The sequence below is a fragment of the Psychrobacter sp. Pi2-52 genome, from assembly GCF_904846705.1.
GTDB lineage: Bacteria > Pseudomonadota > Gammaproteobacteria > Pseudomonadales > Moraxellaceae > Psychrobacter.
Genome location: NZ_CAJHBS010000014.1, coordinates 24,799 through 50,517, shown reverse-complemented (window position 1 = coordinate 50,517; position 25,719 = coordinate 24,799). Strand labels below are relative to the sequence as shown.

The window sequence follows — 25,719 nt, the reverse complement described above, 5'->3', positions numbered from 1 at the left end:
GTAACGGATAACAACAAAACCTACCTTGATAGACGACTGGTCTAATGCTACCATAGCTATTAATAAAACAAGACTATTTTGTCAGTGAATATTGTTGATAAAACGTAACACATATAACTATATCCTATTACAATACGCCATCAACGTGACGTTCAAATGAACGTTAACTGTTTTAACTGACTATCTAATACATACGCTAATATAAGCAACTACTAAGGGAGACAATCCTGTTTATGTCTAATACAGACGCAACTACCCCAGATACCAAAGCTCATTTACTTGCTACTGGCTACCAATTAATTGCTAAGAAAGGTTTTACCGCTGTTGGTCTAAAGCAAATTTTAGATACAGCAGGTGTGCCAAAGGGTTCTTTTTACCATTATTTCGCTTCTAAAGAAGCCTTTGGTGAAGCAATTATTAATCATTATTTTAGTTTATATAAGACTCGGTTGGATGTCATCGATGCACAAGATGTCAGTGCACAGCAAAAACTATATGATTATTTTCAAAACTGGTATGACACCCAGCAGAACGGCTGTGACCATGAAAAATGCTTGGTAGTGAAGCTCAGCGCAGAGGTAGCCGATATGTCAGAAACCATGCGTAAGGCACTTGATACTGGCTATCAGCAGACGACCATGTGGCTTGCTGAGCAGATTAAGGCAGGCTGGGCAGACGGGTCGGTACCTCGTCTCGACAATATTTCAGCTGAGAGTATGGCCAAGCGTTGGTATCTTGCATGGCTTGGCGCAAGCTTGATTGCAAAGATTAGCCAAACCAATACCCCTTTAGCAGAAATTTGGCAGATGACCACGACCCAACTGGGACGCTAATCGTCAACTGTTCGGATTTCTAGCAACTGCATTTCTAACGTAACCATTAAGGCACATTGAATATTCATAACGCTTATAGATAGTAGCGGCTAGTACTATGCTTGAGTATTCAGTGTGCTTTATTGCCTTCTCTTTTCTGAACGAATTTCTTAAAGACACCTGCATATGACTTAAACAGTTATACGAGAGTTTTGTAAATATAACTAGACGACTGGTCTAATTGGTGTACAATGCGCACAAATATTAAGAATGAATGTCTATACGAGCATTGCTTATCATTCATTGATTGATATCAGACAATATCCCATGTCAAAACCATTTGATTGAACCGTTTTTATTAAAAACTTTTTATTACTAATTAGGAATCTTATGAATAACTTCCAATATTACAACCCAGTCCGTATCGTTTTTGGTGAAGGTCAAATCGAGCAATTATCAGATCTAGTTCCTACTGATGCGCGTGTCCTCATTACTTATGGTGGTGGTTCAGCACAGCGTACTGGTACTTTAGACGAAGTAAAAACTGCCTTGTCAGCAAGCGGTAACCGTACTGTATTTGAATTCGGTGGCATTGAAGCCAATCCAGAGTTCACCACATTACTTAAAGCCGCTGATATGGTTAATGAGCACAACATCGACTTCTTATTAGCAGTTGGCGGTGGTTCTGTGATTGACGGCAGCAAATTTGTCGCACTCGTTTCTTCATTGACTGAAGAAGACGGCACTGTCTCACGTGACCAAGCTTGGGATGCCTTAACTGGTTATTGCAAAAATATCGACTCTGCTGTCGACTTGGGTGCTGTATTGACCATCCCAGCCACAGGTTCTGAGATGAACTCAGGCGGCGTCATTAACTATAGCGAACGTCAAGCAAAATTACCGTTTGGTAACCCATTGGCCTTCCCTAAATTCTCAATTCTAGATCCAATCAAAACACTTACCTTGCCTGAGCGTCAGGTTATGAATGGTGTGGCTGATGCATTTGTTCACGTAATGGAACAGTACCTAACTTACCCAGTAAACGCTAAAGTCCAAGATGCCTTCGCTGAAAGCCTGCTTAAAATCCTTATTGATGAAGGTCTAGTTGTTAAGCAAGATCCAGAAAACCTAGAAACACGTAAGAACATTATGTGGACAGCGACCATGGCATTGAACGGTCTGATCGGTACTGGTGTGCCACAAGACTGGACAACTCATATGGTTGGTCATGAGCTGACGTCACTACACGCTATCGATCATGCACGTACGCTAACCATCGTATTGCCATCAGTCATGCGTGAGCTAAAAGAAAGCAAGAAAGAAAAACTGCTTCAGTATGCACGTAACGTATGGAACATTACCGATACTAACCTAGATGACGATGCCATCATCGAAACGGCTATTGTCTACACTGAAAACTTCTTCCGCGAGCTTGGCTTGCCAGTTAGCCTAGAAGACGTTGACTTGACGGAATCAGCGATTGATCCAATTATCAAGCAGCTTGAAGTGCATAACATGGTTAAGCTTGGTGAACATGGTACTAACGACCTAGAAGTATCACGTCGTATCTTGCAGCGTGCTGTGACTAGCAAAGCGTCTTAGTAAGCGCTATAGCAAGAACTGTCAGAAGAATTATAAGAAAAATCGCGACAGTAACAATAACTACATATCGTTATGCTATTTATAGTAGCTATTCAGTTCAATGCTGAGTAGTTACTACATCTAATATCTCTATAATAATGACAATGAATAAATATAAAGGAGTCCTACTATGAGCTTCGATAAAGAGCAGAATCAACAAACCAACCGTCAAATCAAACTTGCCAGCCGCCCGAACGGCGAACCAACCGCTGACAACTTTGACATGACAACCAGCGACATCCCAACGCCAAACGATAACGAGATGTTATTACGCACTGTATATCTATCACTAGATCCATACATGCGTGGGCGTATGAGCGATGCCAAGAGCTACGCAGACCCGTTAGAAGTCGGTGACGTCATCATGGGTGGTACCGTAGCGCAAGTGGTCGAGTCAAATATCGATAACTTCGCAGTAGGCGACTTAGTCGTATCAAACTCGGGCTGGCAGGACTACAGTGTCAGTGATGGCGAAGGCGTACTCAAACTAGACAAAAACATGTCTAACCCTTCTTATGGTTTAGGTGTGTTAGGTATGCCAGGGTTCACCGGTTACATGGGTCTGACTGATATCGGTAAACCACAAAAAGGCGAAACTTTAGTTGTGGCAGCAGCAACTGGACCCGTCGGTGCCACTGTCGGTCAAGTGGGTAATCAATATGGTCTGCGCACTGTCGGTGTGGCAGGCGGCAAAGAGAAATGCGACTTTGCAGTCAATGAGCTTGGCTTTGATATCTGTATCGATCACAAAGCTGACGACTTCGCTGAACAATTAAAAGCAGCATGTCCAGATGGTATCGACATCTACTATGAAAACGTTGGCGGTAAAGTATTTGATGCGGTAATGCCATTACTTAACGACCACGCACGTATTCCAGTATGTGGTCTGGTATCGCAGTATAACGCAACTGATTTACCGGATGGCAAAGATCGCCTAGGTATGTTGATGGGTCTTATCTTAAGCCAACGCCTAACTGTCAGAGGTTTCATTATCTTTGAAGAGTACGGCGACCACTTCCCAGAGTTCTTAGAAACCATGAGCAAATGGGTAGAGTCAGGCGAAGTAAAAACCAAAGAGCACATTACTGACGGTCTAGATAATGCCCCAGATGCATTTGTCAGTATGTTAAACGGTGATAACTTTGGTAAAACCGTAATCAAAGTATCTGACGTTAAGTAGTTACTGGTTAAACATTGAGTAGTTAAGCAGCTACTGATAGTTAGCAATCGTTATGAATAACTACTTAACAACATAAATTGCTAATATCACTACTGAAAGTTGCTTACAAAGCAGGAATAATGCTAACAGTCATTATTTGCATTTAGGCTAATTAGGTAAAAATGGCTAATGATGTAACGTAAAACTTATGACTGTCGGCTATATAGTTACTAACACATAAATAATAAACAAGGATAATTATGAACATTTTAATGGTACTAACTTCTCATGACCGTTTAGGCGATACTGGTAAGAAAACTGGCTTTTGGCTAGAAGAATTTGCTGCTCCTTACTACGCATTTCTTGACGCTGGCGTAAATGTAACTCTAGCTTCTCCAGCTGGCGGCCAGCCACCACTAGATCCTAGTAGTGACACAGAAGACACGCAAACCAAAGATACCACTCGTTTTAAAGACGATAAAGACGCGCAAGAACATTTGGCTAATACCAAAAAACTTGCTGATATGAACGCTGAAGATTTCGATTCAGTATTCTACCCTGGTGGTCATGGCCCATTGTGGGATTTGGCAGTAGATAAAAACTCTATCAATCTGATCGAGACTTTTGTTAAGCAAGACAAGCCTGTTGCTTTTGTTTGTCATTCTCCTGCAGCGCTTAAAAACGTTAAAGTCGATGGCGAGTACTTAGTAAAAGGCAAGACAGTGACTGGTTTTACTAACTCTGAAGAAGACGCAGTTGGCCTAACAGACGTAGTACCCTTCCTAGTAGAAGACGCATTGAAAGCCAATGGTGGCAACTACGAAAAAGCGGCTGATTGGGAATCATTTGTCGTGGAAGATGGTTTATTGATCACTGGTCAAAACCCAGCATCTTCAGAAGAAGCGGCTACGCGTTTGATCAACAAGCTCAAAGGTTAATATCATGATTCGCTTACATCACCTTAATCAGTCACGTTCGTTGCGTACGCTTTGGCTCTTAGAAGAGCTAGGCGTGCCTTATGAAGTGGTCAGTCATCAGCGCGATGCCAAGACTCATTTGGCACCAGATTCCCTGAAGGCAGTTCACCCACTCGGTAAATCTCCAGTTATCGAGATGGACGGCCAAATTTATGCTGAATCAGGGGCCATTACTGAGTTACTGATTGAGCGATTTGCGCCCGAGCGTCTACGTCCTGCGACAGACAGCTCGGACTATGGGTATTATCTACAGTGGATTGATTTTGCAGAAAGCTCGCTCATGTTGCCATTAATGCTTGAATTATTTACTAACAAAGCAGGCATCGATGACAATGAGTTTTTAAACGGCTACATCGAGACAGAAAAAACCAGACTGTTTAAGTATCTGGATGCCTCAGTTGAAGGTAAGTCGTTTATTGTAGGTGATAAACTGAGCGGTGCCGACTTTATGCTGTCATTCGATTTGATTATTCTTGCTAAGCGTCAGAAACTTGATGCTTATCCGCATATCAAACAGTATGCTGAAAAGCTGGCCAGTCTTGATAGCTATCAGCGTGCGATGCAGCTAGAAGCAAAATATGATGAATCGATTTAGTACTTAGTATTAATTGATACCTCGGTATTAGCCAAAATACTATTATTGACTGACCAATTTTTTGATACACAAAAACAGCTCTGTATAGAGCTGTTTTTTATGCGTATAGCATTTTTTGCTTGTTGCATCGCTCATCACATTGCACGAAATACTGCTATATCTTTATTCAATAGCGTAAATGAGTTACGCGCTAATGACAAAAGCGCTGTAGAAGTTATGATAAAATATGTCCTGCATTTCTTGGGTTATCTTTCCAGTTTGACCAGCATTTATATCAGTAACTCCGCTGTTTTTTAAGCTATGAACATTCATCGTACTGACCTGATTTTGCGTCTGGAATCTGTTCTATGCCATTTTATTTCCTTATACAGATTATGGTACGTCCATGAGTAATGAATATCAGTTTAAGCCCCACGAACAACCGATAATGGTGGGCTCTCCTGCCAATCCTGATCATCCTGCACGCCGCAAATTATTTTACTTACTGATCGGAATTTTCGTTGGTCTCACTGCTAGCTTTCAAAACGGTCTGCTCGTCGCAAATCTTACTCAAATTCAAGGTCAACTGGGTTTAACACCAGCCGAAGGTGGTTGGATATCTGTCAGCTATAATATGACCAATGCCTGTATCACCGTTCTGCTGTACAAGATTCGCCAGCAGTTTGGTATGTCACTTTTTAGTAAAATCACTCTGTTCTTTTTGTTGGCTGCCACGAGTTTACAGTGGCTAATCAGTAGTCATTTATTAGATACGCCTAATATAGGAATTGAGCCTTATTACCTAGAGATTGTCGCCAGGGGACTTAGCGGTATGGTGGCAAGTGGCATGACCATCTTAGGATTATTCTACTGTTTGCAAGGCATGCCAACCGTCAAGCGCACCAGCGGCTTAATATTGGGTTTTGGCTTGGTGCAGTTTGGTATTCCACTATCACGAATCATCTCACCCTATCTCGCCATCGATGGTCAGCTTGAGAATTTATTTCTATTTCAATTTGGTTTGGCACTGATTTGTTTTGGACTGATTAATATATTGGAGCTACCACCAGGCAATACCGAAAAAGTGTTTGAGAAACTCGACTTTTTAAGCTTTGCTTTTTTTGCGAGCGGTCTAGCTGCACTGGCTGTTATTTTGGTGCAAGGTAGGATTTTATGGTGGACGACGCCTTGGCTCGTCTATCCACTGATGATTGCCATTATTGGGATTGGCATCGCTTTATGGATTGAAACACATCGCAAAAACCCAATGCTACAAGTCCGCTGGATGCGTAGTCGCAATATTATTGCCTTTATGATTACCGGCGCGGTCATGCGAATTTTGCTATCTGAGCAAAATGTCGGCGCTGCAGGACTGCTCGCTAATTTGGGCTATGGTAACGATCAGCTGGTTACTTTTTATGCTGTCATAATGGCTGCCAGTGTGTTGGCTTTGGTGATTAGTATTTTTAGTACCAATCCAATGGACTTGCGCCGTCCCGTTATTTTAGCAGTGGCATTGATTGCCTTAGGTTCTTGGATGGACGTTGGGGTCTCTATCAACTCGGCTCCCTATATGTTTTATATTAGCCAGTTTTTGATTGCATTTGCCGCGGTATATTTCATGGGACCTTTGGTTTTCGAAGGATTCTTGCGAGCTATTGCTAGTGGCCCTGCTTATATCATTAGTTTTTCGGTTATCTTTGGTATTTCCCAAACGGTTGGCGGATTGGCAGGTGCAGCGGCTATTCAGGCATTTACGACCATTCGTACACAGGTCCATTATGCAGATATGGTCAGCTCACTGAACTTGGGTGATCCTACGTTCAGCGCTCAAATTGCTGGTACTCGTAGTGTATTGTCAAACCAAACGACGGACGCAGCACAAGCGAATGTGGCCGCGATGAGCCAAGTGTTGCAAGGGATTCAGCGCCAAGCAACTGTCTCCGCTTATAGCGATCTGTTCTTTTTGATGGCCAGTTTTGCTACTTTCGTTACAGCCATTTTATTGATCAACTATTTTTATAACCGTTACCACAAGCGCAATCCACTTGCTAAAGAGCTTGCCGTTATTGCAAAAATGCGTGAGTCAAAATAGCTCACCTTATTATATTAATAATGTTTCACCTCATTCATTTATAGCCAGTCTATTTTAATATTTATTAAGAATTTAGGAGCACGTCATGAGCCAAGAAAAACTAAATGAGCTTAATCAAACACCTCAGACGTCCACTGGCGCTCCAGCAACAGACACACCTATAGCGTCCGATATAAGTAAAGAAGAGTCTGCTACAACTTCGTCGCAATCAGCAACTAAGACGGCAGAAGGTGATGTAGAAGACAGTACAGACAGCAATGAACCACCAATGCCGCCAAAAGAGCCAATACCCAATACTACTGGTTGGTCGCCCAAGAAAAAATCCTATCTAAACTTAGGCTTATTAATTTTATTGATTGTCATTGGCGTGATATTAATTTTGTATGCATGGAAGCTCCCACCATTCACCCCAACGGTACAGCAAACCAATAATGCTTTTGTCAAAGGTCAAACCACTATTATTAGCCCGCAAGTTTCTGGCTACGTGACCAAGGTAGCAGTGCAAGACTTCGCCAATGTAAAAGCTGGCGACTTACTCATAAAGATTGACGATCGAACCTTTCAGCAGCAGCTCGAACAAGCCCAAGCAAATACAGAGGTAGCAGTTACTAACCGCTCTACTAATGAGCAAGATACGCAAACCAGCCAAGCACAAATTGAAGCACGTAGAGCTGATTTATATAGTGCCAAAATCAATGTGGAGAGTGCACGTGAAGATGTTAACCGTTATCAAGGTTTAGATGCTATTGGTGCGGTATCTAAAGCAGAAGTTGCTCATATCAAGGCGCAATTGGCTCAAGCGCAGGCAGGTGTACAGCAAGCAGAGGCTAATTTGCAAGCCGCTCAAGAAAACCGTGAAAAGACCAGTGGCAGTCGCTCATCGCTGGACGCAAATATTAAAAATGCTGAGGCAGGCGTCAAGCAAGCGCAAATCAATCTAGACAATACTATCATCACTGCGCCTGAATCTGGCCAGCTAAGCCAAGTCAGTGTCAAAGAAGGTCAATACGTTAGCGCTGGTACGCAGCTCATGTATATCGTGCCAAAAGGTATCTGGATTATTGCAAACTTTAAGGAAACTCAAATAGCCAATATGGCAATAGGCGAGCCTGCGACCATTCATGTCGATGCGCTTGGCGGTGCCAAATTTACGGGTCACGTTAGTAATATCTCGCCAGCGACTGGTAGCGAGTTTAGTGCTGCTGCTGCCAACCCTGCGACAGGTAACTACATAAAAATCGCTCAACGTATTCCTGTACGCATCGACTTAGACCAAGATCAGCCTGAACTGGCACGCTTACGTCCTGGTATGTCAGTCTCAGTGGATGTCGATACCAATATTAAATGAAAGGTTAAATAAAAAGTTAATTAAAAAATAATGCTAATTAAGGTCAATAGCTAACGTAAAAAAGCCACCCTAGATACCAAAGAAATTGGATTTAGAGTGGCTTTTTTAGTTTTGTATAATCTATAGCTTGAGGCTACAGCAACTATGGTAGTAAGCGCTTGGTTGTCCAGCTTGTATGGCCTTTATCGCCTTCATTGTCGTCGCTACTCTGCGTATACACAATTCGGTCATGCATCCGATTGGCTCGACCTTGCCAAAACTCAATACTTTCAACCGTAATCTCATACCCACCCCAAAACTCTGGCGTTGGTACAGTAGTATTGTCAGGGTGCGCTGCTTGAAGCTGTTCAAACGTTTGCTCCATGATTTCACGATTGGCCACTTCACCACTTTGCGGTTGACTGACCCAAGCGCCTACTTGACTATCATGAGGACGTTTTTGAAAGTAAGCAGCCGATTTATCAGCATCTATTTTAGCGATACTACCGCTGATACGGACTTGACGCTCCAGCTCATGCCAAAAGAATAACGCTTCGGCATTAGGGTTTTCTACAATATCCTGCCCCTTCGCGCTTTCATAATTGGTATAAAAAACAATACCCGTCTCAGTAATCTCGCGTAGTAACACAATACGGACGCTAGGCTTATTGTCTGCGCCACATGTTGCCAAACTCATTGCATAAGGCTCTTGCACCTTTTGCACTAACGCTTCATTCATCCAAGCTTTTAAAAGCTCGAATGGTGACGTTGGTACTGACTGTTGGTCAAGCTCACCTTTCTCGTATGAGAGGCGTTGGTCGGTAAAGTCCATGCTCATGGCAGCTCCTTATTTGAAAACTATAATGTTGTTGTCTCGAATACCAGTCATTATCTTAAATACCAGTTACTATTTTGAATACCAGTTATTGCCTAGAATGCTATTAGCCTAGTACCGACTTTATAAGATCAGCTAAATCATTAGCCATTACATCACATTCTATTTCATCATCTGATTCCACCATCACGCGAATCATAGGCTCTGTACCTGACTGACGTATCAGAAGACGACCACGACCCTCTAGCGTTGCCTGTGCTTTATCAAAAGCAGCAACCAACTCCTCATGTTTGAATGGGTCTTGCATTTGAGATAAGCGTACATTGACTAGCTTTTGCGGTAACACTTCAAAACCTTCAACAAGCTCACTTAGCGCACGCTCTCTGGCTTGCATTACTGCCAGTACTTGCAAGCTAGCAATGATAGCGTCCCCTGTGCGACTTTTATCTAAGCATAAGATATGACCAGATGGCTCACCGCCCAATATCCAGCCATTAGCTTCTAAATCCTGCATCACATAGCGATCACCAACCTTTGCGCGAGTAAATTGAATATTTGCATCTTTTAGCGCCAGCTCTAACCCCATATTGCTCATGAGTGTGCCGACAACACCTTCAGCTTTAATTTTACCTTGGGTAGCAAGTACGTATAAGATACCATCACCATCGATCAGCTTACCCGTCTCATCAACCATTACGATACGGTCGCCATCACCATCTAGTGCAATCCCGACATCTGCGTCATGCTCAAGCACAGCCTTTTGTAAGCTTTTAGGATGAGTAGAACCACATTCAGCATTGATATTGATACCGTCTGGCGTATTATTGATGGCAATCACGTTGGCCCCCAACTCGCGCATTACTCTAGGTGCTACGCTATAGCCTGCGCCATTGGCACAATCCACTACTACTGTCAGATGACTGAGATCGTACTGATAAGGGAAGCTGCCTTTGCAAAATTCAATATAGCGACCTTTAGCATCATCAATACGATTGTTCTTACCTAAATTTGCAGGATCAAGAATAGGCATTATGGCAACATCACTACCAACGTCGTTCATAATTGCCGTCAATTTATCATTGATTGCAGTTTGCATCTCATCACTTATCTTTTTGCCATCACCTGAGAAAAACTTGATGCCATTATCATAATAAGGGTTATGCGAGGCTGAGATAACCACGCCAGCATCTGCATTAAAGCTACGGGTTAAATGCGCAATCGCTGGGGTTGGTAATGGACCAAGCATATAAACATCAACACCAGCCGCATTAAAACCTGCTTGTAATGCTCCCTCTATCACATAGCCTGACAGACGCGTATCTTTACCAATCACTACACTTGGCTTACGCGTAGGATTTTCATTTTTTTCTATGAGAACAAGCCCAGTGACATAGCCTAGTTTTAAAATAAAATCCGGTGTAATTGGTAATTCACCAAATTTTCCGCGAATTCCATCAGTGCCAAAATAGCTCATTGTGTGTTCCTCAAGTCAAAAAAATAAAAGGCCAAACGTATACGCAGGCAATACTATTGTTGTAATAATCTGTTTCTGTATTTTACAAAAAAAACAGCCAACAATAACAGAGCATTGTTGGCTGTTTGTATCCTAAGCTCGCTGCAGCCTTACGTCTCAGCTAACATTAATACGATTTAAATCTATAAAAGGGAAGCATTTTACGGAACGACCTAGTTTACTCGATAGTTCGGTGCTTCTTTAGTGATTTGCACATCATGCACATGCGACTCTTTCATACCCGCTGAGGTTACTTTGATAAACTGCGGATTGGTGCGCATATCTTCGATAGTGGCAGAACCAGTATAACCCATTGATGAACGTAAGCCACCAACCAACTGATTAACGATACCCGCAACTGGCCCTTTATAAGGAACACGGCCTTCGATACCTTCTGGCACTAGCTTCTCTACGCCGTCTTTTGCATCTTGGAAGTAGCGGTCTGAAGAACCATTTGATCCTGACATCGCACCCAAACTACCCATACCGCGATAAGCTTTATAGTAGCGACCTTGGAACAGCTCAACTTCACCTGGCGCTTCTTCAGTACCAGCCATGAGTGAACCAACCATGATACACGATGCACCAGCAGCGATTGCTTTTGCCATATCACCTGAGTAGCGGATACCACCGTCAGCAATCAATGGAATGCTGTCTTTTAAAGCACTAGCAACGTTATCAATCGCTGAGATTTGTGGTACACCGATACCTGCGATAATACGCGTGGTACAGATAGAACCAGGGCCGATACCTACTTTTACTGCATCAGCACCTGCGTCACGTAAAGCGATTGCAGCTTCACCTGTTGCGATGTTGCCACCGATTACTTGTACATGCGGGTAGTTTTTCTTGATCCAAGATACTTTATCGATCACGCCTTTTGAATGACCGTGCGCAGTATCAACGACGATAACGTCAACGTCAGCAGCGATTAATGCTTCAACGCGGGCTTGCGTGTCGGCACCAGTACCAACAGCTGCGCCAACACGTAGGCGACCTTGTTCGTCTTTACACGCATTTGGATTGTTTTCAGCTTTGGCAAAGTCATTAACAGTAATCAAACCACGCAGGCGGAAATTGTCATCAATAACGATGACTTTTTCGATGCGGTGCTCATGTAGCAATCTTTTGATATTCTCGTTGCTTTCACCTTCATGCACAGTTACTAGCTGCTCTTTAGGTGTCATAATCTGACTAACTGGTAATGACAAATTGGTCTCAAAACGCCAATCTCTATGGGTAACAATACCCACAACGTTATCTGTGCCTCTTTCGACTACTGGCACACCTGAGATATTATTATCTTGAGTCAAACGCAGCAATTCACCGATTGTCATCTCTGGATGGACAGTGATAGGATCAACAACGGTACCCGCTTCAAATTTTTTGACACGGCGTACTTGTGTGGCCTGCTTCTCGATGTCCATGCTCTTATGCAAAATACCCATGCCACCAAGCTGTGCCATAGTGATAGCCATTTCAGACTCAGTCACAGTATCCATCGCCGCAGAGATTAGCGGAAGATTAAGTGTGATGTTTTTGGTCAAACGAGTAGACAGATCAGCAGTTTTTGGCAGAACTTCAGAATAGGCTGGTAATAATAAAACGTCATCAAAGGTTAAGGCTTCATCGACAATTCGCAACATACAGACCCCTAGTGGTGGTTATTTTGATGGGTAGGAGCTCAGGGTTAAGCGTATCAATCATTACAGCTGCATATACAGTGCTGACTCATGGCTAACCACTCAGTTATCCTATAAAAATAACGCCACATTATAACAAATAAGCGCCTCGCTGACACACTATATTTGTCAGATTATTTTACACAAGTGCGTCTTTATCGATGGTAGTTGTGCTTCAAACCATTAATAACTGGCTTTTAAAGCTAATTAAGTTCGCAAGGCTCATCGCTATTCCCAATTTCTAGTCGCCTTTTGTTAACGTAAAACGCTCTGTAGGTAGATATTGGTTCTGTTGTGCATGCAGGTAACCAAGCATTTTCTCTCGTATCTCACAAGCCAGCGTCCATGCCTCTATAGGCCCTACCGATGAAACAGCGCCGCGCAGTTGAATGTTATTTTCGGTCACATCAACCACATACATTTCAGGTTCTGTTTTATTATCCCAAAGTTTATTGTCCTTGACCATCGATATAAATGCCTCTCGGATAGCGTCGATATCTGCGCCATAATCGATATACAAAAACACAGGACAGGTCTGATGAACTTCTGTATGCGACCAGTTTTCCACTCGTTCAGTGATTAGCTCACGCATTGGCACGATCAAGCGACGCTCATCCCATGTTTTTAACACGGCATACGTGTAACGCAGGTCTTCGACCGTACTAAAATTACCATCCATTATCACACTATCGCCGATTCGCACTGGCTGCGTCACTGCTACCTGCACACCAGCGATGATATTCCCCAATATCGGCTGTGCCGCAATACCGATAACCACACCTGCAATACCCGCTGAAGTCAATAAAGTTTTGCCAAGGCCTTCCATATTGGCAAACTCACTAAGGCCTATCCAGAAGCTTCCCAAAATCATCGCGAAAATAAACACACGGCGAAATATTGATACATAAGTACGGCGGCGACGTTCTTTATCGAAATGCTCTGCAGCCAAATTTTCAATCTGCATGTCTTGATAGCGATTGGCAAAAAAGTTAATGATACGAATGCCTAACCACATGGTACTAAATACCAGTCCAATCCAAATCAATGGACGAGTAGATGAGGCGACTGCATCTAAATAAGGAAAACCACCAGAAACCAAGGTAAAAACCAGTGAAAAACTGATGGTAAAGGTTAATGGTACTGTTAGCTTGCTAACCAAATCTGCGACGCCATTGGTACTGCCAACATACACGCTGTATTTTTCTTCATCGATATAATGATTGATGATTTTTGCAGTACCTTTACTCAGTAGCCAACCCATCCCCATGGTTAATAAAAAGAACAATATCAGCGCTGAGAATTCCCATAGCGCAATTCCAAAAAACTTTAGCTTTAACCAAGTGGGCAAATAACGCTCAAACTCGGCTGGATGATACTGCTCATAGAGATTATCAATATTACCTACTGTCTGCGCCGAAAACACCCAGACAGGGGCTTCATCCCCTACTCGTACTCGCTGCAAATAGATAGGAACACGGCGCTCGCGATAATCAATATAGCCAAGCTGAATAGAACGTCTGGCAATACCCATGACACTGCTATTATTACCAAGCGGTGGTTCAATTAAGCCATCGGGGCGATCTGGCATATCGTCGAATACATAGAGCTCTTTTTCGGACAATAAGAAATCCAGTCGCTTTGTGAGATCAAGCGCACGGCTACGTTGGCTTTTCTCATCAATCAAATTCATGTTTAGCGCGTAAGCGGCCAAATCATACTGCTGCTTCATTAACGCTGATTGAAAAAACTCTAAGGCTGCAAGCGGCGTCTCCAAGTTAGGTGGCTCAGATAACGGCGGCAACCCTGCATTTAGTTTATCGAGTATATAGTAGCTCTCACTATATTCTCCGGTCAGTGCCGTATCACCTTGTAGTCTGCCTGCCTGCTCCACTGCGTTACGCTCAGTAGGGTCGAATATCTCTTCAGTAATACCAGAAATACTGACACTTTCATCTTTAAGCGCATTGACTTGCTGAGCGGCATATTCAGTAAAACTATCAGGCTTACTAGGCGTTTGTTTTTCTGACTCGCTCGTGCTCTGTTCATTTTCACTATTTGCTGCATAAGCGGGTGAATAGATGACATTTATAGCGACAATCAAAAAGCCCAACAATACTTGCAGCACATGACTTTGAAAACGGCTTTTCTCTACATCTACTTGATGATTATCATCTGAGTGCAAAACAGCACAATGATTGTCCATAGGGTTGTCTTTAAGAGTATTCATGTTTTCAAAGCCATCAGTCTACAAAAGGAAAGTATACAAAATATATCGTTGCTGCTTTAACCTAATTCAGTAAGCAAAAAAAAGCCAGCCTAAAGCTGACTTAATTTATTACGAGATTTGTAGCTATTTACCCTATAAACGGCAAAAATTATTCTAAGCGCGGCGCCATGTGGTGCCAGCACGGCTATCTTCGAGCTCAATACCCGCCTCTTTTAGTTGCTCACGTATCTCATCAGCACGAGCAAAGTTTTTGTTGGCTTTAGACTCTGCACGTTCGATAATTAAATTATCAATAACCGCATCCGTTAGACCATCTTCTGCCTGATCACCAATCACTGCTTGCAAAAACTGCTGCACTGGCTGCTGTAAAATATTTAATACTTGCGCCAATGCTTTTAGTTGCTGGGCTAATTGCCATGCGGTATCAACGTCTTCCGCTTTAATGGCTTTATTGATATCGCGAGCCAATCCAAATAAGATGCTAATAGCCGTCGAGCTATTGAAGTCGTCATTCATCGCCTTTATGAAGTCTTGTCCAACCGCGCTATTGTAAGTTTCAGCCACTAAGTCTTCGTTGATTATGATTGACTGTCCTTTTTGCTGCTCAGCCAATTTTAGTGCATTAAATAGTCTACTTAGGCTATTATGCGCTTCATCTAAGGCACTATCAGAGAAGTTAACTTGGCTGCGATAATGGCTCGATAATAAGAAAAAACGCACCGTTTCGGGCAAGTACTTTGCCATGACATCGCGAATGGTAAAAAAGTTGCCCAATGATTTAGACATTTTTTCGCCATCGACATTGATAAAACCAACATGCATCCAGTTGCGTGCATACTCACAACCAGTTGCTGCCTCAGACTGTGCTATTTCGTTCTCGTGATGCGGGAACTGTAAGTCATGACCACCGCCATGAATATCAAAGGTACTACCTAAGCACTTAGTCGACATCGCTGAACATTCAATATGCCAGCCTGGACGCCCTTGACCCCATGGTGATGCCCACTGCGGCTCGTCAGGTTTTGCCGCTTTCCATAGTACAAAGTCAAATGGATTGCGTTTATCATTTTCAACTTCGACTCGCGAACCTGCCTGCATATCCTCCAGATTACGCTTAGATAATTTACCATAACCGTCAAAGCTATCAACAGCATAGTAGACGTCACCGTTGTCGCCTGCATACGCATAGTTGCCAGTGACTAACGTCTCAATCATATCCTGCATATCATCGATATGATCGGTCGCACGTGGCTCAGCATTTGGCATCTCGCAACCAAGCGCAGTCGCGTCTTCATGCATCGCTTCAATAAAACGCTGCGTCAATGTACCAATCTCTTCACCGTTTTCAGCGGCACGGGCAATGATTTTATCATCGATATCAGTGATATTACGTACGTAATTCACGTCGTAACCCAAACGTGCCAACCAACGAACGGCCATATCAAAACCGACCATCACTCGCGCATGACCAATATGACAATAGTCATAAACGGTCATGCCGCACACATACATACCAACCTGCCCTGCTTTGAGTGGTACAAACTGACGCTTGCTGCCAGTCAATGAATCGTAAATGGCAAGTTGGGACATCGCATCTGCAAGTGGTGTGGTCATAGTAAAAAAGCCTTGTAACGTAAATAAAATAAAGAAATGGGAAATCTCAGCCGCCGTGTATGAATAAGCAATACCAATGACTGTGACTATAAATCAAAAAAATAAAAATTCAGACCAAAAAACGTCGTGATATAAAACGTAACCCATTATCTTAGCGAAAACAGGCGTAAAATACTACAATGAGCGTGCAACTAACGCTATTCAATCATAAAAACCGTTAAGGATGTAAAGATGGGCAATCGCTTAAGCAAAATATACACACGTACTGGAGATGACGGCAGCACTGGTATGGCTGATGGCAGCCGCCTTAGTAAAGCGGACGATCTATTTAGCGTCATGGGTGACATCGACGAGCTCAACTCGCATATTGGCTTGGTACGTGCGCAACTAAAACACAATAAAGGGCAATCTATAGAGAAAGAGTTCTCTGAGGCTTTGGTCATCATTCAGCACTTGTTGTTCAATATAGGCGGCGAGCTTGCCATGCCAGAGTATGAAGGGGTTAATGCCACTCATATTGAATGGTTAGAGCAGCAAATAGATATGATGAATGCCACATTGCCACCGCTGAAAGACTTTATTCTGCCAACAGGTTCTATATTGGTGAGTCAATTACACGTGGCGCGTAGTGTATGTCGCCGCGCTGAACGTCAAGCCGTGATATTGCAACAGCAGCGTCCACAAGCGATTCGCAGTACTGCCGTCAGCTTTATCAACCGCTTATCCGATTGGCTGTTTGTTGCTGCACGCTTCTGTACAGATCCAGAAAAAGTCTCTGAGGTATTATGGGACAGTCAAGCCTTGAATACGTTCACTGACAGTCAGTAATACAAACTAAGTATTTAACAATAAATATTTGAACACAAAAAACCCCGCGACATGATTGTTGCGGGGCTTTTATTACTCAGCGATAACAATTCGCTCTATTGGAAACCACTACCTCTTATTACAATGACAAATTAATAAGTCGCGCTGTTGTCTTCAATGATGACCATATCGATGGTTTCATCTTTAGGTACGGCTTTTGGTGTTGCAGGCTTGCTAGGCTCGGCAGCAGCTGCTTGGGTGTTTGCAGTCGAACTGTTCTGACTTTCAGCAGGTTTGTTGATGGTTGGTGGCGGCGTAGGCTCAGTTGGACGAATTGGCTCAACTGGCGTTACGGTTCTTGGCTGACGAATTGGCGCTGTTTGAGTCGTATCGTTGTTCTGTGTTGCACGGCGCTCAGCAGCACGTTGGGCGCGTTGCTCATCCATTGCAGTTTTAAATACAGAACCTGCCATTACATCTGCAACCACAGTAATCAAAGCAGGCTGACCCGCAATACGCGTACGCACTTGACCGCCTTGAGTACCAACGATGTAAGTGAAAGCGTCATCAACGAGCATATTGTTATTGATACGGATATTATCTTGCGCTAAACGTGATTGTAAGCTTGGCTGATTATTGGCCGCTTGTACCTGACTGGCTTGATACAAGTCTTCACTTGGTAGCGTCATGCTGACACTTGCTTGGCAAGTGGTCATGCCGTTTTCATTGGCTTGTTGCAAGATGGCAGCGTTTTGGACATCAATGACAACGCCATTGGTTTTTTCGCTAACCACACCATTTGCTAAACTGATTTCAGCATCATTTGCATAATTGGCAGCCAATGACTGTGCTTGTTGGTTGAGCGTATTTTTCAGAGCTGACTTAAGGCGATCTTGCACCATAGGATCATCACAGCTGATCGCAGGCGCAACGCTATTTTCAGCATCGACCGTCTCTTGTTCCGTTAGCTCTGCCTGCTCAGGAGTGTCTTCTTTATCTGAGCGATCACAGCCTGCAAGCGCTAAACCACATACCAATCCAATCCCAGCAACTTTATGCCACTTGCTCAAACTTATATTTGCTACGCTCATACTAACTCTACTCCCAATTTACAGGTTCGTACCGCCACTGACTGACAGTGTTCAACATTCAAATGCAACGCTAGCTGCTACAGATATGAAAACCACATCATTATACGGTGTTTAAATCAAATGGTCATTAGTGTAGCCCATGGATATACAAATAGCGCCCCTCATTATGGGTAAAACCTGCGTTTGGTTGCAAAAACATAACAAACATTCGCAGGTTTGGACTCTAAAAAGTCATATTTAAAAAAGTACGGATTGCATCGCAGTTTTTGTTAGACGTCGTTGATATGACGCTATATGATTGGGCATAAAAATCATCGATAATTGGTGCATATGATAAATTTTAGAGATACGTTATTACTAGGTCATCGAGGCGCACGCGGTGAAGCGTTAGAAAATACCTTTTCAGGCTTTCAATACTCTCAAAATCTTAAGTCAAGAGGTTTAGCAGGCGTAGAGTTTGATATACAACTAAACGCTGATGGTCACTTAATTGTATTCCACGATGACGATCTAGAGCGTATGTGCGGTCGGCAATCACGTATTGACCAGTTAAAACTGACAGAGATTCAATGCCAGTTGCAGTTTGGTCAACCTATTATGACATTGGCGAGCATGGCACCTGCGCTTAGCGGGTTTAACGTTATTGAGCTTGAAATTAAGACGCATAGCCGTACCAACTACACGGTGTTGATTGCAGCGCTTCGGCAGGCATTTATTGATACACCTCTTGCCAGCTTACCAGTTGTATTGACGAGCTTCGATGTCGAGTTACACAACCGTTTGCAACGTCACAAACTATTATCTCATATGCCTCGCGGCTTGCTTATTCGTACGCCAGAAGCGTTGGCAAGCGCGACCAATACCGCATTGCAACTCGGCTGTATTCAACTGGGCATTCATTATCCGCTTTTGACCCAAGCCGTCATCAAGCATAGCCACCGTTATGGATTGCCCGTAAGTGCTTGGACGGTTAATGATATTCCCACCATTGAGCAGCTCATCAAATGGGAGACTGATGTCATCATTACGGATTTTCCAAGTCATTTGCTGTTGCCTTGACCGAGTTATCCGTACTTTTTTGATATTTAATCATTTTTTCGATAAACGCATTCTTTCCTACATATCTACCCTTCTTGTTACACTTCTCCTTCATGTCTGATAAGTCACTCGTATTTTTGATCAATACATTCTATAATCCATACAAGTTATTGTTATTTAGCAATATTTTTATAGTGTATAAGTGTTCACTTTACACGCTTTTTAAGGTACTATGGTGGCTTAAATTAATACCGTTAGGGATATTATATGATTGCAAAAAAAGCACTTGGCTTACCGCTTAAAGGCTTACGTTTCGCTATCAAATCTGGTGATACGCTTGTAAAGACCGCCAGCACTCAAGTAACGCGTTTTAAAACTCGTTTCGATGAGAAAAAAGCGCAAATGGCGCTTGATGAGCAGCCTGTTGCAAAACGCAATTATGCGAAAGCTTCTGAGCAAGCGGATCTTTCTGCGCAAGAGCAAAGCATTGATATGCGTGAGTTTGAATTTACCAAAGCACCAATTAACTGGATTCCAGCGGCTATTTTAGTAGCGACGCCAATTGCTGCTGCTGTGATTACGCCATGGTATCTATGGACTCATGAAGTTAGCGCTCCTGTTTGGGGTGTGTTTGGTGCCTTTATGGTATGGACAGGTATCAGTATCACGGCGGGTTACCATCGTCTGCTATCGCACCGTGCTTACAAAGCGCACCCTATTGTCAAAAACTTTTTATTGTTAGGTTCAACCTTAGCCGTACAAGGCTCAGCGTTTGATTGGGTTTCTGGACATCGTACTCACCATCGTCATGTAGATGATCGTTTGGACGATCCATATTCAGCACAGCGTGGTTTTTGGTTCAGCCATATTGGTTGGATGCTACGCAACTACCCTAGCGGTAAATTTGATTATAAAAACATTCCTGATTTGACCAAAGACAGAGTCTTACAGATTCAGCATAAATATTATGGTTTGTGGGTAGTTGCCATGAATGTTGGTATGGTTGCTGCTATTGGTTGGCTCATTGGTGATGTTTGGGGTACTTTACTGATCGCTGGTTTGCTGCGCTTGGTATTAACTCATCACTTCACCTTCTTCATCAATTCGCTATGTCATATGTTTGGTACACGTCCTTATACGGATACTAATAGTGCTCGTGATAACTTTTTCTTAGCTATCTTTACGTGGGGCGAGGGTTATCATAACTATCATCATTTCTTCCAGTATGATTATCGTAATGGTGTGAAATGGTGGCAATATGATCCAACAAAATGGTTGATTGCTGGTTTATCAAAAATCGGTTTAACGACGGATTTGCGTACTGTTGATGATACGACTATTAAGCATGCCGAAGTGCAAATGCAGTTCAAAGCAGCACAACAGCAGATCGATACAGCCACAAGCACTGGGCTTGATCTTCCTCATGCGATGAAGAGCTTCCAAGACCGCATTAAGTTTGAATACGATGCATTTAAACAAACTGTCGAAGAATGGCAATCACTGAAAGCTCAAACTATTGAAATGAAAAAAATAGAATGTGCTGATCGCTTACGTGAAGTTGATGATAAGCTAAAGCATGATTATGCGAAAATTGAACAGAAAATCCTTGAGCATAACAGCAATCTAAAAACTGCTTTCCGCTCTATTGGCGCGAACGAAAAAGCGGCTTAATTAACCTCTGATTTATTTTATAATTTTGAAGCTTCTCCATCCCCCTATCCGTCCTAGATAGGGGGATTTTTTTGCTTATACTTTATCGTTTATGTCATTCTAGCTACTTCTAATGACCTTATTATCATAATAAATAATAAAATACATTGACTGAGACATTGCCAGCTCCAACCTAAAAGTAATAACAATCTTGTTCATCACATTGAGTTAATTAAAGACCGAGGAATTTATTTTTTGGTTAGATATTACAAGAGACGGACAGAGTGCAACGATGTCATATGAGAGCTATGCTATAGTGACATTCTCACTTTTATATTTTAATGGAAACGGCCTGTATGCGTTATCAAAACACTTACGTCAACCTAGACACGCGCCTTTATCATGAGCAGCCACCGACACCACTAGACAATCCTCGTGCCGGTCACTTCAATAGTCAAGTTGCACAGCAGTTGAGCTGGGCCGACGATGAGGATCTGATGACCAATTGGGTTGAGATATTGGGCGGTCAATACGTGCCAGCTGATTTCAAACCATTATCGATGGCCTATGCTGGTCACCAGTTTGGACAGTGGGCTGGGCAATTGGGCGACGGACGCGGTTTGCTCATGGCACAGGTACTCGATAATGATGGACAGCCACAAGACTTGCATCTTAAGGGTGCTGGCTTGACACCCTATTCACGTATGGGTGATGGACGCGCAGTCTTACGTAGTACCATTCGCGAGTACCTGTGCGGTCATGCATTGACCCAGCTTGGCATCCCCTCGTCTAACGCTCTGGGGTTTGTGGTATCTGATACGAGAGTGCGCCGTGAGCGTATCGAAGCAGGTGCAGCACTAATGCGTGTGGCAGACAGTCATATTCGTTTAGGTCATGTCGAATGGATTGCCAGCTTTGCCCCTGATGTACTGGGTGAGTTCACTGACTATATGATTGACACTTACTATCCAGAGTGCCGCGATAGCGAAACGCCTGTCTTAGCTTTCTTGACCGCAGTGGTTGAACGTACGGCTCGTATGATTGCTGATTGGCAATTGATTGGCTTTGCTCACGGTGTCATGAACACAGATAACTTATCTATCACAGGCAGTACTTTGGACTTCGGGCCGTTTGGCTTTATGGAGCGCTTCAATCCTGCATGGATTAATAATCACTCAGACCATACGGGTCGCTACGCTTATCAGAATCAGCCTGCTATTGGGCATTGGAATCTAAACGTTTGGCTGCCACACTTTATGCGCCTAGAAGGCGTCACTCGTGAGACTTTATCTGACTGCCTAGCACCTTACGAAGCAACCTTTATGCAGCATTATCAGCAAGGTCTGTGCCGCAAGCTTGGCTTACCGCATCAAAGAGAAAGCCTCGGCTTGGCCTTTGAATGGTTGACACTATTAGAAGACAACTTGCTCGACTATACCAATAGCTTCCGCGCCCTACTCGGTTTGGTCGCACCAGCAGATCATCCTTATGAGCAAAAGCTACTGGCTACTATGACCACTGAATTAAGCAGCGATGCGCAACAAGTATGGCAAGACTGGTCAACACGTTATCTGGCACAGATCGAGCAGCTGTCACTTGAGCAGGTAGTTAACGATATGCAGACAACTAATCCTGTCTACGTCCTTCGTAATAGCATGGCGCAGCGTGCAATTACTGCCGCAGAGCAAGGTCAGTTTGAAGAGGTTGATCGAGTGTTTCGTTTATTAGCCAATCCTTATAGCGTGCAAGATATCGCTAATGATCTAGATAGTAATGCGCCTGCGCCTGATACACCGCAGATGCCTATTAGTTGTTCGTCTTAGTAGTTGCTCGTCTTAGTACCTTTCAATTCTGTAATATTTTGAAACATTATGAAATTAAGGTTGATATCTAACCGCATTTTTTGGCATTATCAACGAGATAAATAACGAATATCATTTTATTATATTATTCGCACAATTCACCGTTGTTGACTAGGCAGTGAATTGGCAATAATGCTAGAATGAATATTTTAGCTAGTTTGCTTTTTTGACCTGATCTTTGATCGTCGACCATGATTCTGATGGTCATGAGTCGTTTAACGTCTTTATACTTTTCAATTATTATCATTCAATGATCTTTGGAGGGTTAGACGTTGTTTTTTATCACCATTTAATTTATTCCAATTTATTCCAACCATGGCAATTATTATGAATGACGATACCACTTCGAATACGGATAACCTCAGTACAGAAAAAGAGCAGTTTGAACAAGCTGCCTTACATTACCATGAGTTTCCACGCCCAGGTAAAATTTCGGTAACCCCTACTAAGCAGCTAGCCAACCAACGTGATTTAGCACTCGCCTACTCTCCAGGTGTTGCTGTACCTTGTCTTGAGATCCAAAGAGATCCAAAACTTGCGTCTAAATACACGGCACGTAACAACTTAGTTGGTGTTATCACTAACGGTACTGCTGTATTGGGTCTGGGTAATATCGGTCCATTGGCATCGAAGCCAGTCATGGAAGGTAAAGGCGTTCTATTTAAGAAGTTCGCAGGTATCGACGTTTTTGATATTGAAATTGCTCAAAATGATCCAGACAAATTCATCGAAGCGGTTGCCTCGCTTGAGCCTACCTTTGGTGGTATCAACCTAGAAGACATCAAAGCACCAGAATGTTTCAAAATTGAGCGCGTACTACGTGAGCGCATGAACATTCCTGTGTTCCATGATGATCAACATGGTACGTCAATCATCGTTGCCGCAGCCATGCTAAATGCTTTGTTGATTACTGGCAAAAAAATCGAAGATATTAAAATTGTTTGTTCAGGCGCGGGCGCAGCAGCCATTTCTTGCTTAGATATCATTTGCGCACTTGGTGTTAATAAAAACAACATTATTGTTTCAGATTCACGCGGCATTATCAGCACTAGTCGTGAAAACCTTGATGAAACCAAACAGCGTTATGCTCGTGATACCACGGCCACTTCTATTGAAGAAGTCATGGACGATGTGGATATGTTCCTAGGCCTATCTATGCCAGGTACTCTATCAGAAGATATGGTTCGCCGTATGGCAAAAGATCCTATTGTCTTTGCACTTGCCAACCCAACACCTGAAATCATGCCAGAATTGGCACATGCGGTACGTCCAGACGTCATCATGGCAACTGGTCGCTCAGATTATCCAAACCAAGTAAACAACGCACTATGCTTCCCATACATCTTCCGCGGTGCATTGGACGTTGGTGCGACAACCGTCAACGAAGAGATGAAAGTCGCTTGCGTAAAAGCCATCGCTGCGATGGCACACGTCGAAGCTACGCCAACTACCAGCGCTAGAAACATCGAAAAGATGCAGAGTTTTGGTCGTGATTACTTAATCCCAGGCCCTCTAGAGCCAAATCTAATCATTGAAATCGCATCTGCTGTTGCCAAAGCAGCGATGGATTCAGGCGTTGCCACGTTACCGATCGATGACATGCAAGCCTATCGTCAGCGTCTGTCTGAGTTTGTTTATAACTCAGCGTTTGTAATGAAGCCAATCTTTGCTCGTGCTAAAGCCGATCCAAAACGTATCGTGTACTGTGAAGGTGAAGACAACAACATCTTACTTGCTGTGCAAGTCGTCGTTGATGAGAAGTTAGCACAACCTATCTTGGTTGGTCGTCCTTCAGTTATCGAAGCCAATATCAAAAAGCTAGGCCTACGTCTAAAAGCTGGCGAAAATATTACCATCGTCAACGTTGATGACGATCCTCGCTACAAAGACTACTGGCAGGGCTACTATGAGAAAAACAAACGCCGCGGTGTAAGCATCGAGCTTGCGCGCCGTGATGTTCGCCGTAAGACGACTTTGATTGGTTCTTTGCTGGTTGAAAATGGTGCGGCAGATGGCATGGTATGCGGTACCTTTGGCCATTACCAATTGCATCTAAAATACGTTGAAAGCGTCATTGGCAAAAAACAAGGTATGAATGATTTCTATGCGATGAATGCAGTACTCATGCAAGATCGTAATATCTTTATCGCTGATACTTATGTCCATGAAGACCCAACAGCTGAGCAATTGGCTGAAATGACTGTCTTGGCAACGGATCAGCTACGTCGCTTTGGTATTACGCCACGCGTGGCGCTAGTGTCTCATTCTAACTTTGGTGCTTCAGATCGTGCCAGCGCTGTCAAAATGCGTAAGGTTCATGAACTATTAACCAATATGAATGTCGACTTTGAGTTTGAAGGCGAAATGCAAGGTGATGCCGCGCTTAACGAAAATATTCGTCTAAACGATATGCCATCAAGCCCATTGAAAGGTGCAGCGAACCTGCTTATCTTGCCAACCCTTGATGCCTCAAACATCGCTTTCAACCTGCTTAAAACAGCGACTGGCAGTGCTTCTATTGGTCCTATCCTATTAGGTACTAATAAGCCGGTACACATTTTGACACCATCAGCGACAGCACGTGGTATTGTCAACATGACTGCATTGACCGTCACTGAAGCACAAGACCTAGAAAATGAAAAATAGTCATACATCATACCCAGTATGAATGCACTATATCGGTTCAATACAATTTGGATACCAGGAAGCCGAGTGAAAGTACTACGAGTAGTAGACTGAACGTGGCTAACACCGGACCCAATTTATAGAGGATTGACTATATTAAGAAGGGCTCTGTCATCCATTGACAGAGCCC

The 25,719-nt window shown here is 43.2% G+C and carries 18 protein-coding genes; 12 read left to right on the top strand and 6 right to left on the bottom strand.

Annotated features, from left to right (window positions below; all coding sequences use genetic code 11):
- Positions 1–233: 233 nt before the first annotated feature.
- The 7 genes from JMY00_RS08825 to JMY00_RS08795 all read left to right on the top strand — a co-directional run bounded on the left by JMY00_RS08825 (position 234) and on the right by JMY00_RS08795 (position 8,606).
- Positions 234–833: a TetR/AcrR family transcriptional regulator gene (locus JMY00_RS08825; RefSeq protein WP_201579896.1), complete on the top strand. Its 600-nt coding sequence runs from the start codon at positions 234–236 to the stop codon at positions 831–833.
- A gap of 369 nt (positions 834–1,202) precedes the next feature.
- Positions 1,203–2,414 carry an iron-containing alcohol dehydrogenase gene (locus tag JMY00_RS08820; protein ID WP_201579895.1) on the top strand — a complete coding sequence of 404 codons (1,212 nt, stop codon included), beginning with the start codon at positions 1,203–1,205 and terminating at the stop codon, positions 2,412–2,414.
- A gap of 169 nt (positions 2,415–2,583) precedes the next feature.
- Positions 2,584–3,633 (top strand): NADP-dependent oxidoreductase, encoded by a 1,050-nt coding sequence (locus tag JMY00_RS08815; RefSeq protein ID WP_201579894.1) that lies wholly within the window; start codon positions 2,584–2,586, stop codon positions 3,631–3,633.
- Between the two features lie 239 nt (positions 3,634–3,872).
- Positions 3,873–4,550, top strand: a complete 678-nt coding sequence (locus JMY00_RS08810; protein WP_201579893.1) for a type 1 glutamine amidotransferase domain-containing protein — start codon at positions 3,873–3,875, stop codon at positions 4,548–4,550.
- Positions 4,551–4,554: 4 nt separating this feature from the next.
- Positions 4,555–5,184, top strand: a complete 630-nt coding sequence (locus JMY00_RS08805; RefSeq protein WP_201579892.1) for a glutathione S-transferase — start codon at positions 4,555–4,557, stop codon at positions 5,182–5,184.
- A gap of 385 nt (positions 5,185–5,569) precedes the next feature.
- Entirely contained in the window at positions 5,570–7,258 is a 1,689-nt protein-coding gene (locus tag JMY00_RS08800; RefSeq protein ID WP_201579891.1) for an MFS transporter, read from the top strand.
- 85 nt (positions 7,259–7,343) lie between these two features.
- A complete protein-coding gene (locus tag JMY00_RS08795; RefSeq protein WP_201579890.1) occupies positions 7,344–8,606 on the top strand; it encodes an HlyD family secretion protein in 1,263 nt (420 codons plus the stop codon).
- Between the two features lie 142 nt (positions 8,607–8,748).
- Here the strand turns inward: JMY00_RS08795 and pdxH are convergent, their stop codons facing one another.
- From pdxH to cysS, 5 genes are all read right to left on the bottom strand, one after another.
- Positions 8,749–9,417 carry a pyridoxamine 5'-phosphate oxidase gene (pdxH, locus tag JMY00_RS08790; protein ID WP_201579918.1) on the bottom strand — a complete coding sequence of 223 codons (669 nt, stop codon included), beginning with the start codon at positions 9,415–9,417 and terminating at the stop codon, positions 8,749–8,751.
- Between the two features lie 109 nt (positions 9,418–9,526).
- Positions 9,527–10,894 (bottom strand): phosphoglucosamine mutase, encoded by a 1,368-nt coding sequence (glmM, locus tag JMY00_RS08785; RefSeq protein WP_201579889.1) that lies wholly within the window; start codon positions 10,892–10,894, stop codon positions 9,527–9,529.
- Positions 10,895–11,106: 212 nt separating this feature from the next.
- Positions 11,107–12,579, bottom strand: a complete 1,473-nt coding sequence (gene guaB, locus JMY00_RS08780) for an IMP dehydrogenase (RefSeq protein WP_102094506.1) — start codon at positions 12,577–12,579, stop codon at positions 11,107–11,109.
- Between the two features lie 277 nt (positions 12,580–12,856).
- Positions 12,857–14,842 carry a mechanosensitive ion channel family protein gene (locus JMY00_RS08775; RefSeq protein WP_240990710.1) on the bottom strand — a complete coding sequence of 662 codons (1,986 nt, stop codon included), beginning with the start codon at positions 14,840–14,842 and terminating at the stop codon, positions 12,857–12,859.
- A gap of 153 nt (positions 14,843–14,995) precedes the next feature.
- Positions 14,996–16,456, bottom strand: a complete 1,461-nt coding sequence (cysS, locus tag JMY00_RS08770) for a cysteine--tRNA ligase (protein ID WP_201579888.1) — start codon at positions 16,454–16,456, stop codon at positions 14,996–14,998.
- Positions 16,457–16,687: 231 nt separating this feature from the next.
- On the opposite strand from cysS, the gene JMY00_RS08765 reads away from it, so the two are divergent.
- Entirely contained in the window at positions 16,688–17,284 is a 597-nt protein-coding gene (locus JMY00_RS08765) for a cob(I)yrinic acid a,c-diamide adenosyltransferase (RefSeq protein ID WP_201579887.1), read from the top strand.
- A 131-nt stretch (positions 17,285–17,415) separates the two neighbouring features.
- On the opposite strand, the gene JMY00_RS08760 is transcribed toward JMY00_RS08765, so the two are convergent.
- Positions 17,416–18,354 (bottom strand): hypothetical protein, encoded by a 939-nt coding sequence (locus JMY00_RS08760; RefSeq protein WP_201579886.1) that lies wholly within the window; start codon positions 18,352–18,354, stop codon positions 17,416–17,418.
- Positions 18,355–18,684: 330 nt separating this feature from the next.
- Between JMY00_RS08760 and JMY00_RS08755 the strand changes: the two genes are divergently transcribed.
- The 4 genes from JMY00_RS08755 to JMY00_RS08740 all read left to right on the top strand — a co-directional run bounded on the left by JMY00_RS08755 (position 18,685) and on the right by JMY00_RS08740 (position 25,550).
- Positions 18,685–19,413: a glycerophosphodiester phosphodiesterase gene (locus tag JMY00_RS08755; RefSeq protein WP_201579885.1), complete on the top strand. Its 729-nt coding sequence runs from the start codon at positions 18,685–18,687 to the stop codon at positions 19,411–19,413.
- A gap of 471 nt (positions 19,414–19,884) precedes the next feature.
- Positions 19,885–21,063 (top strand): fatty acid desaturase, encoded by a 1,179-nt coding sequence (locus tag JMY00_RS08750; RefSeq protein WP_179799003.1) that lies wholly within the window; start codon positions 19,885–19,887, stop codon positions 21,061–21,063.
- Positions 21,064–21,398: 335 nt separating this feature from the next.
- Positions 21,399–22,865 carry a protein adenylyltransferase SelO family protein gene (locus tag JMY00_RS08745; protein WP_201579884.1) on the top strand — a complete coding sequence of 489 codons (1,467 nt, stop codon included), beginning with the start codon at positions 21,399–21,401 and terminating at the stop codon, positions 22,863–22,865.
- A 366-nt stretch (positions 22,866–23,231) separates the two neighbouring features.
- On the top strand, positions 23,232–25,550 hold the full coding sequence (locus JMY00_RS08740) for an NADP-dependent malic enzyme (RefSeq protein ID WP_201579883.1): 2,319 nt from the start codon (positions 23,232–23,234) through the stop codon (positions 25,548–25,550).
- The last annotated feature ends 169 nt before the right edge of the window (positions 25,551–25,719 follow it).